This window comes from Roseibium alexandrii DFL-11, from assembly GCF_000158095.2.
GTDB classification, from domain to species: Bacteria; Pseudomonadota; Alphaproteobacteria; order Rhizobiales; family Stappiaceae; genus Roseibium; species Roseibium alexandrii.
Map to the genome: position 1 here is coordinate 4,364,544 of NZ_CM011002.1, position 10,659 is coordinate 4,375,202.

At 56.0% G+C, this 10,659-nt stretch carries 6 protein-coding genes; 5 read left to right on the forward strand and 1 reads right to left on the reverse strand.

Annotated features, from left to right (window positions below):
- The first annotated feature begins 23 nt into the window (after positions 1 to 23).
- From ptsP to clpB, 5 genes are all read left to right on the forward strand, one after another.
- Complete coding sequence (gene ptsP / locus SADFL11_RS20255) at positions 24 to 2,291, forward strand: phosphoenolpyruvate--protein phosphotransferase (protein ID WP_040451050.1); 2,268 nt, start codon at positions 24 to 26, stop codon at positions 2,289 to 2,291.
- A 53-nt stretch (positions 2,292 to 2,344) separates the two neighbouring features.
- On the forward strand, positions 2,345 to 3,418 hold the full coding sequence (prfA, locus tag SADFL11_RS20260) for a peptide chain release factor 1 (protein ID WP_008196788.1): 1,074 nt from the start codon (positions 2,345 to 2,347) through the stop codon (positions 3,416 to 3,418).
- 16 nt (positions 3,419 to 3,434) lie between these two features.
- On the forward strand, positions 3,435 to 4,277 hold the full coding sequence (prmC, locus tag SADFL11_RS20265) for a peptide chain release factor N(5)-glutamine methyltransferase (protein WP_008196178.1): 843 nt from the start codon (positions 3,435 to 3,437) through the stop codon (positions 4,275 to 4,277).
- A gap of 391 nt (positions 4,278 to 4,668) precedes the next feature.
- On the forward strand, positions 4,669 to 5,337 hold the full coding sequence (locus SADFL11_RS25775) for a DUF4167 domain-containing protein (RefSeq protein WP_370735166.1): 669 nt from the start codon (positions 4,669 to 4,671) through the stop codon (positions 5,335 to 5,337).
- 232 nt (positions 5,338 to 5,569) lie between these two features.
- Positions 5,570 to 8,167: an ATP-dependent chaperone ClpB gene (gene clpB / locus SADFL11_RS20275; protein WP_008188875.1), complete on the forward strand. Its 2,598-nt coding sequence runs from the start codon at positions 5,570 to 5,572 to the stop codon at positions 8,165 to 8,167.
- Between the two features lie 93 nt (positions 8,168 to 8,260).
- Here clpB and SADFL11_RS20280 read toward each other — a convergent pair whose 3' ends face one another.
- Positions 8,261 to 10,114 (reverse strand): peptidoglycan DD-metalloendopeptidase family protein, encoded by a 1,854-nt coding sequence (locus tag SADFL11_RS20280; protein ID WP_008196821.1) that lies wholly within the window; start codon positions 10,112 to 10,114, stop codon positions 8,261 to 8,263.
- Positions 10,115 to 10,659 lie beyond the last annotated feature (545 nt).

Genomic DNA, 10,659 nt, shown 5'->3' on the forward strand with positions numbered 1-10,659 from the left:
TAGCGGGATTACTCGGGGGCGGAATGCGAAGCAACCTAGCAGGACCGCGCCTATTGCTTCGCCGGCTCCGGGAAGTCATGGCGGAGCCCATCAAGGCGCAGGAGCGTCTCGACAAGATCGTTGTTCTGATCGCGTCGAACGTCGTCGCCGAAGTGTGTTCCGTTTATATTCTGCGCGCTGATGGGGTTCTTGAGCTCTACGCTACCGAGGGCCTGAAGCGCGAAGCTGTCCACAATGCTTCATTGCGCGTTGGGGAAGGCCTGGTTGGTCTGATTGCGGCAGAGGCCCGTCCCCTCAATCTCCCAAATGCAAGTGCGCACCCCGGCTTTGCCTATCTGCCTGAAACGGGGGAAGAGGCTTACAATTCCTTCCTGGGTGTGCCGATCTTGCGGGCAGGGCGGACGCTCGGCGTTCTCGTTGTCCAGAATCAGTCCCACCGCACATATCTCGAAGACGAGGTAGAAGCCCTTCAGACCACGGCCATGGTGATCGCGGAGATGGTCGCGGCTGGAGAGCTTGAGGCGATTTCACAGAAGGCGACCGGGTTGGATATGTCCCGGCCGATCGCCTCGTCAGGCGTTGGTTTGGCCGAAGGTGTCGGCTTGGGGCACGTTGTTCTTCATGAGCCGAGAGTTGTTGTCACCAATCTCATCTCAGAAGATTCGGACAAGGAAAAGCAACGGCTTGACGGTGCAATAAACCGTCTGAGGTTATCGATTGACGACCTTTTGGCCAGCGGCGAAATCGCGGCAACCGGCGAGCACCGGGAAGTGCTCGAAGCCTATCGCATGTTTGCATACGACCGCGGATGGATCCGGAAGATTGAAGAAGCGATCAAAAACGGCCTGACGGCGGAAGCCGCCGTTGAAAAAGTGCAGAGCGACACGCGCGCCCGGATGTTGCGGCAGACGGACCCGTACCTTCGCGAGCGCCTACATGATCTTGATGATCTTGCGCATCGGCTGATCCGTGAATTGATGGGCCGTGAGCACGGCCCCGGGATCGACGAGCTGCCGCAGGATGCCATCATTATCGGCCGGAACATGGGCGCCGCCGAGCTTCTGGATTACGGCCGCGACCGGATCCGGGGCCTCGTTCTTGAAGAGGGTGGTCCAACCAGCCACGTGACAATTGTCGCAAGAGCGCTCGGCATTCCAGCTGTCGGTTTGGTCGATGATATTGTTAGCCTCGCTGACGGCGGTGATGCAATCATCGTTGATGGGGACACAGGTGAGGTTCATCTGCGCCCGGCCGCTGATCTTGAAAATGCGTATGCAGAGAAGGTCCGCTTCCGCGCCCGGCGTCAGGCTCAATACCGGCGGTTGCGAAACAAACCGTCGGTCACCAAAGACGGCGTTGAAGTCGCCCTTCAAATGAATGCGGGCCTTCTGGTGGATCTGCCGCATCTGGAAGAGGCCGGTGCTGCCGGGATTGGGCTGTTTCGCACAGAACTCCAGTTCATGGTTGCTTCGTCGTTTCCCAGGATGCGCGATCAGCAAGCTCAATATACGCAAATTCTGGATGCGTCCGGCGGCAAACCAGTCACGTTCCGATCGCTCGATATTGGCGGCGACAAGGTTCTTCCGTATCTCCGTTCCATCTTGGAGGAAAACCCGGCCATGGGCTGGCGCGCCCTGCGGCTTGGCCTCGACCGGCCAGGCCTACTGCGCACGCAGATCCGGGCGCTGCTGCACGCGGCAGCCGGCCGTGATCTGAAGCTGATGTTTCCAATGGTTGTGGAAGTCGATGAATTTCTCCAAGCCCGCGGTTTGGTCGAGAAAGAACTGAAACACCTGCGCCGTCACGGACACCCGGTGCCGGAAACCATCCGTCTTGGAGTGATGGTGGAAGTGCCATCCCTTCTGTTCCAGCTTGAGGAACTGCTGGGCCATGTGGACTTCATTTCCGTTGGCTCCAACGATCTGTTCCAGTTCTTTTGCGCGGTGGACCGCGGCAACACCCGCGTTGCGGATCGTTTTGATCCCTTGAGCCCTCCGTTCTTGAGGGCCTTGAAACAAATTGTGGATGCGGCAGATAAAGCACATGTACCGGTGACACTGTGCGGCGAAATGGCTGGTAATCCGCTGGCGGCCATGGCACTGATCGGGCTCGGATATCGAAACTTGTCGATGTCGCCCGCATCCCTTGGGCCTGTCAAAGCCATGCTTCGGACCTTGGATGCCGGCAGATTGAGCGCGCGGCTGCTGTCAAGAATGGAGCCTGGGCATCGTGATAGCGATATTCGGGCATTTTTGACCCGCTTTGCCGAAGAAATGGATGTTGCGCTTTAGCAGCTTGCCGAACCTAGCCACCCCATTTTGGGAAATCAGGAGACACAGCGCGTATGCTGGCGCGTCATAAACTCGATAACCTGCTCGATCGGTTTGCCGAACTTGAGCATATGATGTCCGCCAATCCGGACCCGGCATCTTATGTCAAACTGTCCCGTGAATATGCCGGGCTTGAGCCGTTGGTTTTGAAAATCCGGGCTTTGGTCAAGGCAGAGGAAGACCTGAAGGGCGCTGAGGATCTGATCGAAGATCCGGCCACCGACCCCGAGATGCGGGAGCTTGCGGAACTCGAACGCGACGAGCTCTCCGAGAACGTTGAGCGTTTGACCCAGGATGTGCGCATCGGTTTACTTCCCAAGGACGAAGCCGATACCAACGATGCGATCCTGGAAGTCCGTGCCGGTACCGGTGGTGATGAGGCCGCGCTTTTTGCCGGTGATCTTTTCCGCATGTATCAGCGCTATGCCGAATTGCGCGGATGGAAAGTTGAAATTCTCTCCGCCAGTGAAGGTGAGGTTGGCGGCTTCAAGGAAGTCATTGCTTCCGTTTCCGGCGAGAATGTTTTTGCCCGGCTGAAATTCGAATCTGGGGTTCACCGCGTTCAACGTGTGCCTGCGACCGAATCCGGCGGGCGGATTCACACCTCTGCTGCTACTGTTGCGGTTCTTCCTCAAGCGGAAAACGTTGATATCGACGTTCAGGATAGCGATTTACGGATCGATACTTTCCGGGCTTCCGGTGCGGGCGGCCAGCACGTCAATACGACGGATTCTGCAGTCCGGATAACGCACATCCCAACCGGGATCGTAGTTGCGGTTCAGGACGAACGTTCGCAACACAAGAACAAGGCGCGGGCAATGCAGCTTCTGCGCGCCCGGATTTATGACGAAGAGCGTGAGCGGGCTGCGAGCGAGCGCACCGAGGCGCGCCGTTTGCAAGTTGGGTCCGGGGATCGGTCAGAGCGCATCCGCACCTACAACTTCCCGCAAGGCCGGGTCACCGATCACCGGATCGGATTGACGCTCTATAAGCTTGATCAGATCATCGCCGGAGAAAGCCTCGATGAAGTGATCGAAGCCTTGATCCTGGATTATCAGGCGAATCTTTTGGCGTCGGAAGAAGCCTGATTCAAGAGGGCAGTTTATGAATACCGGAGCGCTTTATCGGCAGATTCGCGATCAGTTCCGTACCGGTAAACTGGAAACACCTGAGCTGGATGCGAAACTCTTGGTTAGCGCCGCTTTGCGGATTTCTGTCTCCGAGTTGTTGCTCAGAGAAAGCGGCGAAGTCCCGGATGCAGCAGCTGGTATCGCGTTGGAGTACGCAGCGCAGCGGTTGAACGGAAAACCGGTTGGCCGGATACTTGGAGAGCGTGAGTTCTACGGCCGGACCTTCCGGCTAAATCATGCAACCCTTGAGCCGCGTCCGGACACGGAAACACTGATTGAAACTGTTCTAAAAGACTGCGATCCAACTCGGCCTCTGACAATGTGTGACATTGGGACGGGAACCGGGGCCATTGCCGTGACCCTGCTTGCCGAGTTGCAAAAAGCGGTCATGGTTGCGGTCGACATCTCCGAAGATGCGCTGGGCTGTGCAGTAAGCAATGCCGAAAATCATGGGGTTGGCGCGCGCTTTCTTCCCGTTCGCAGCGATTATGCTGCCGCGCTTCAGCACGGATTTGACTGGGTGATAAGCAATCCCCCTTATATCCGCACGCCAGTCTTGCGCGAACTCTCCAAGGAAGTTCTGCAGCACGATCCGATTCTTGCCTTGGATGGCGGTGCCGACGGTCTGGAAGGCTATCGGCAGATCGTTTCGCAGGCGGCTTCCGTTTTGGTGCCGGGTGGGCGAATAGCTTTGGAAATAGGCCGTGATCAGGGCGAAGAGTTGAAAAACCAGCTGCGTCATCATGGCTTTGAGGCAATTGATATCATTCAGGATCTTGGCAGGCGTGACCGGGTTGCAACAGCCCGCCGGGTTTAATGATCATGATTTAATCTTGCTGTGAAAAAGCACTTGGAAATCGTAGCGGAACGGGGTACGTTCTGCTTGCCGAGACCGGAGATGTGATAAGCGTTTAAGCGGGGCACACGCATCCGGCAACTTCACAATATGTGCTGACTTGCGCAGTGAATGTAGTTGTCAATCGGGCAAACCGGTTTTTGGACTGTCGGAGAAAAAGACATGGGCACTGGCTTTAGCCGGGCTCCCAGCGTCTGACTTTTCATTGGCAGCTGCAGGCCATCACGGGTTGGTTTCGGCGCGTATTTCGTATCGGTTTAAAGATATTCCGATGTTTGGTCGGCCATGGGCTGACCGCCGTTCCTTAAGAGAAAACGGCAGGATGAGACCAGGAAATCAAAGCAATAAGCGTATGCGCGGACGGGGCCGTAAGGGACCTAATCCGCTAACCCGGACTTATGAATCCAACGGTCCTGATGTGAAAATCCGCGGCACAGCGATGCATGTCGCGGAGAAGTACCAGCAGCTTGCCCGCGATGCACAGGCATCGGGCGACCGGGTGATGTCCGAGAATTACAATCAGCATGCTGAGCATTATCTCCGTATTGTAGCGGCTGCACAGCCGCCGCAGCAGAACACGCAGCACACTGCGCGTAATGAGGCGGATGACAATCAGGATCAGGCAGCCGTAAATGGCTCTGGCGGATCTCAAGGCAGTGACCAGCCGTCAAAGCCAACCGCAGACAACACCGTTGTTGATGGGGATGCTCCGCAGCCGTTTATCGACAACATGCCGGTGATTGACCAGGAAGGTCAGGTGAACGGGGCAGCTCAGTCGTCTGACGAATCTGGCGAAGCTGAAGAGAAGCCGCGCCGTAAGACCCGGACACCAAGGGCCCGGTCCCCGCGCAAAGCTGCATCAGAAGCTGGATCCGAAAGTGAAGCACAAGCTGGTGCTGACGGTCCTGAAGCTGCGGATGAGGGCGAAGAGCAACCCAAGCCGCGCCGCCGGACGACCCGGACACGCCGTACCAAAGCAACGGAAGATACACCTTCCGAAACGGCTGCGGCTGGTGAATGACGCCAGCGTCAAACAAGCTCTCAACGATAAGAAAACGGCGCCCATACGGGCGCCGTTTTTATTTTGCCCGGCAATCGGGCGGTAAATTGGTGCAAGGGTCTTTTGTGGTGAAAATGCAACACTATATTGAGTAGGCAGTGCTTTACGAGGCTGCGCAGATGCCCGCTAAGGGGTCTGAAACTCAAAAACGTTCCCCACGCTTCGGGTGGTGTGGACGGGAAGGGGATTGCACATGAACTTTGAAAAATACACTGAACGGGCCCGCGGATTCGTTCAATCCGCTCAGACATTTGCATTGGGCCGTGGCCACCAGCAGTTTACTCCAGAACATGTTCTGAAAGTCCTTCTGGATGATCCGGAAGGTATGGCGAGCGGTTTGATCAGCCGGGCTGGCGGAGATGCGAAGGCGCTCAAGGGCGATCTTGAAGGCATTCTCGACAAAATGCCGAAAGTCTCTGGTGGCACTGGTCAGCTTTACATGCACCAGGCGACCGCGCGGCTGTTCGATCAGGCGGAAAAGATAGCTGACAAAGCTGGCGACAGTTTCGTGACTGTTGAGCGCTTGTTGCTGGCCCTGGCCATGGATGCAGACAGCGAAGCTGGCAAGTTGTTCAAGCGTCACGGCATCACACCGAATGCCTTGAACGAGGCTGTCAATCAGTTGCGGCAAGGCCGTACGGCTGACAGTGCGACGGCTGAAAACCAGTATGAAGCTTTGAAAAAATATGCCCGGGACCTGACTGAGGTGGCACGGGACGGAAAACTTGATCCGGTAATTGGCCGGGACGAGGAAATCCGCCGCACAATGCAGGTCTTGTCACGGCGGACGAAAAACAACCCCGTTTTGATTGGTGAGCCGGGCGTCGGCAAAACCGCGATTGCTGAAGGTTTGGCGCTCCGGATCGTCAACGGCGATGTTCCTGAGTCCTTGAAGGACAAGCAGCTGCTGGCACTCGACATGGGCGCTCTGATCGCCGGTGCGAAGTACCGCGGCGAGTTTGAGGAGCGTTTGAAGTCCGTCTTGTCTGAGGTTGAGGCCGCAGCGGGTGGCATTGTTCTCTTCATCGACGAGATGCACACGCTTGTGGGTGCCGGTAAGGCGGATGGTGCTATGGATGCATCAAACCTCCTGAAACCTGCGCTCGCCCGCGGAGAGCTGCACTGTGTCGGGGCCACGACGCTCGATGAATACCGCAAACACGTTGAAAAGGATGCAGCGCTTGCCCGCCGTTTCCAGCCGGTTTTCGTGACAGAGCCGACCGTGGAGGACACGGTTTCGATCCTGCGCGGTATCAAGGAGAAGTATGAATTGCACCACGGTGTGCGCATCACCGACTCGGCAATCGTTTCGGCGGCGTCTCTGTCTAACCGTTACATCACAGATCGGTTCTTGCCGGACAAGGCAATTGATCTTGTCGATGAGGCGGCAAGCCGCTTGCGCATGCAGGTGGATTCCAAACCGGAAGAACTCGACGAATTGGACCGGCGGATTATCCAGCTCAAGATCGAACGGGAAGCCCTCAAGACAGAAAGCGACGAAGCTGCCCAAGACCGTCTAGGGAAACTTGAAAGAGAACTGACCGATCTGGAAGAGCAATCCCAGACCTTGACCAGCCGCTGGCTTGGCGAAAAGGAAAAACTGAACCTTGAGCAGAAGATCAAGGAGCAGTTGGAACAAGCCAGGATCGATCTGGAGATTGCACAGCGTCAAGGTGATTTGGCGAAGGCCGGAGAGCTGGCTTACGGGGTTGTCCCGGATCTTGAACGCAAACTGGCTGACGCAGAAGCGTTCGAGGACGGTGACGCAATGGTCGATGAGGCGGTCACCCCATCACACATCGCCCAGGTCGTATCCAAATGGACGGGTATTCCGGTCGACAAGATGCTTGAAGGCGAGCGTGAAAAGCTGCTCCGGATGGAAGACGTTCTCGCTGGCCGTGTAATTGGTCAGAGTGAAGCGATACATGCAGTGTCGACCGCTGTGCGGCGGGCGCGGGCCGGCCTTCAGGATCCGAACCGGCCAATCGGGTCGTTCATGTTCCTTGGACCTACCGGGGTTGGCAAAACCGAACTCACCAAGGCTCTGGCCAGCTTTCTGTTCGACGATGACAGCGCAATGGTGCGCATTGATATGTCGGAATACATGGAGAAACACTCTGTTGCCCGGTTGATCGGTGCCCCTCCCGGATACGTCGGATACGAGGAAGGTGGTGCCCTCACCGAAGCGGTTCGGCGGCGCCCCTATCAGGTCGTGCTCTTTGATGAGATCGAAAAAGCGCACTCCGATGTCTTCAACGTGCTCCTCCAGGTCCTTGATGATGGTCGCTTGACTGATGGTCAGGGCCGGACTGTGGATTTCAGGAACACGCTGATCATCATGACCTCGAACCTCGGATCAGAGTTCCTGGTTAATCAGCCTGAAGGCGAAGACAGCGATGCGGTTCGCACTGAAGTGATGTCTGTGGTGCGCGGGCATTTCCGTCCGGAGTTCCTGAACCGGCTTGATGAGATTGTTCTCTTCCATCGGCTGCAGCGGTCCCAGATGTCGGCGATCGTCAAAATTCAGCTTGAGCGCTTGCGCGGTCTTCTGACTGACAGGAAGATTACACTCAATCTGGACGATGGAGCCCTCGGCTGGTTGGCTCAAAAAGGGTACGATCCCGCTTATGGTGCGCGCCCGCTGAAGCGGGTGATCCAAAAAGATGTCCAGGATCCATTGGCGGAAAAGCTTCTCGCCGGTGATGTACTGGATGGGCAAACAGTGAATGTGTCCGCCGGTACGGACCGCCTGCTGTTTCAGTTGGCAGGAGCTGACAGCCAGGCTGCATAACCGAAGCGCAGCTTGAGGTAAGATAAAGCCCGCGAAGCAGCTGCTCCGCGGGCTTTTTCATTTATCCGAACCCAGCTTTTTAAGAAGGCCGTATTAATTCAATGATGCGATCCGGGAAGGCTTGCGGGCTCTGTCGAGCAAGGTGTCAATCCGGTAGCGTTCCGCCTCGAAGGTTGTGCGCAGTTCGCCGTCCAAGGTCCGCCCCTTAGGCAGCTTGATCCGCATTGGGTCCATAAAGCGGCCGTTGACGAGAACTTCGTAGTGCAGGTGCGGACCGGTCGACAGGCCAGTGGAGCCGACATATCCAATAACGGTGCCCTGGTTGACCCTGGCCCCCTCTCGTATCCCTTTCGCGAAACCGGTTAAGTGGCTGTATGTGGTTACATAGCCGTTCGTATGCTGCAGCTCGATACGCCGCCCGTATCCGGAGCTCCAACCAGATTTCTTTATTGTTCCATTGCCAGCTGCGAAAATCGGGGTGCCACGTGGGGCTGCCCAGTCCACACCACGGTGCATCTTGGTATATCTGTGGATCGGGTGGCGGCGCATTCCGAAGCCGGACCTGAATTTGCCACCGTTCAACGGTTTCCGGATTAGGAACTTCTTCGCGCTCTGGCCAGAGTCGTCATAAAAGTCGATCACATTGTCATCCGGTGTCCGGTAGCGGTAAAATTCGCGGCTGGTATTTCCGGTTTTCAAAGATGCATAAAGGATCTTCGGAGGGCCGCCGGCTTCGCTTTCCGTAAAGAACAGCTCTAGTGCGTCACCAGGCTGGACGCGGGCATTGAAATCGACATCAAAGGAGAACATCCGGATGAGATCGTCGATGATTGCTTCCGGCATTTCCTGTTCGAGGGCCGTCTGGTAGAGGCTGTCGTAAATTGCCGGCGTCGGGCCGCCATAGGAAATACGGTCGGCTTCTTCAAAGGCGTTCGCCAAAAACGTGTCGGGTTCTTTGGCTTCGATATAGGATCCACTGTCGGAGCGGGCCACAGTCGCCTGGTGTTCGGTATCGGTGTAAAGGCTGATCCGTTCCGGACGCATCCGTTCCAGGTTTTCCGGATCCGGTGCATACGCGATCCGCAGCCGTTGACCATCCTCGATTTCTGTAAAGCCGAAAACATCTCGGAATGCATCATTGATGATGGCTGCTTCCGTTTCAGTGGCCTCGTGATCCAGCAACAGATCAGCAATGTTTTGGCCCGAGTTCAACGGGATGATTTTTTCATCCATGCCGGCAAACCGGATTTCTTCCTCTCGTTTTGAGACGAAGGAGACGTTCTCCGGTGTGATGCGCACGGCGAACCGTTCAAGATCGGGCTGAAGCGCAAGGTTGAAGTCAAATCGGCCCGGATCAACCAGTGTCTTTGCGGCCATCTCAACCGTGTCGATCGACATTGTCCTTGCGATTTCGCGCACGGAAAGTTCAATCTCGGTTTCAGTGGGCGTTGCGTCCAAGGCAATCGAGCGACTTTGTGATGGGAATGCGGTCAGGCTGATGCTGACTTCACTTTCAAGTTTTGCCCCATAGCTGGAGTCGGCCAAGAGTAACGTTTCAGCTCCGGGCACCCCGCCTTCTTCGTTCAAATCCTGATTGTCTGCAAACATCGCCATCGGATTGAAATCGGGGATGAGTTGGGCGAGATCCGGATCGGACCGTGTCGCGAGGCTGGCACTTACGAAAATATGTGGTTGCACCCGGATATTTTCGCGTTCCCCAACGCGGGTCACCACATTTACATCAAGCACCTGTTTGTTGGAGTACTCGGTGGCGGATCGGAGCACCCGGTCACCTTTCGACCCACGGCCACCAGTTTCGAGATACCCGTTCGCGCCAAGTTCAAATGACGGTGTGGCCGCAACACTGTATTGACCGTCCAATGCGGCCGTAAGGGCGCCGCCCATCAAAACCAGTGATGTCACGCCGGTCAGAACAGTTCCGGTCAACCACCTGAAAGAGACTTGCCGACGGTCCGGCAAACCTTGCCCTGCCTCATAGGAACGAAGGGGAGGTTCATTTCCGAGGTCGATTTGCGATCGATGATGGTTATGGAAGGGCCCAAGATGCATTTGTAACCGGTCCGGTCCTTTCAATCGCTCAATGAAGCGGTGCTGCAAATATTAAGCGGTTTGCGCCCTGCAGGTGAACAGCTGAAGACGCTAAATGCCGGTTTTCGGCAAAAACGTCAAACATTCATCTTTAGAGACTAACCTGCTTGCCCGAGAAATTAAGGGCCTATGTCTGAAATCCGGCATAAATATGTTACAAGAAAACCGGCGCTTGTGTGGCGAAACCGGAAAATCCAATTAGGCCGATAGGTGGTGAACAGGCCCGACTTTATTTATATAGGTCCCTGGGGCTGGGCTTTTGCCGGGTGTGAAAGCAGTCTGCGGTATATACATGTGAAACGAGCCGGAAAGACCTCCGTGTATTTTCATAAAATATTGTAAAATATCACAATTCTGGCATTTCTGATTTTTATGAATCTTTT

What these genes read in the sequence shown, in the direction of transcription:
- ptsP (WP_040451050.1), top strand. Translation starts at nt 24, where the DNA reads ATGCGAAGCAACCTAGCAGGACCGCGCCTATTGCTTCGCCGGCTCCGG.
- prfA (WP_008196788.1), top strand. Translation starts at nt 2,345, where the DNA reads ATGCTGGCGCGTCATAAACTCGATAACCTGCTCGATCGGTTTGCCGAA.
- prmC (WP_008196178.1), top strand. Translation starts at nt 3,435, where the DNA reads ATGAATACCGGAGCGCTTTATCGGCAGATTCGCGATCAGTTCCGTACC.
- SADFL11_RS25775 (WP_370735166.1), top strand. Translation starts at nt 4,669, where the DNA reads ATGCGCGGACGGGGCCGTAAGGGACCTAATCCGCTAACCCGGACTTAT.
- clpB (WP_008188875.1), top strand. Translation starts at nt 5,570, where the DNA reads ATGAACTTTGAAAAATACACTGAACGGGCCCGCGGATTCGTTCAATCC.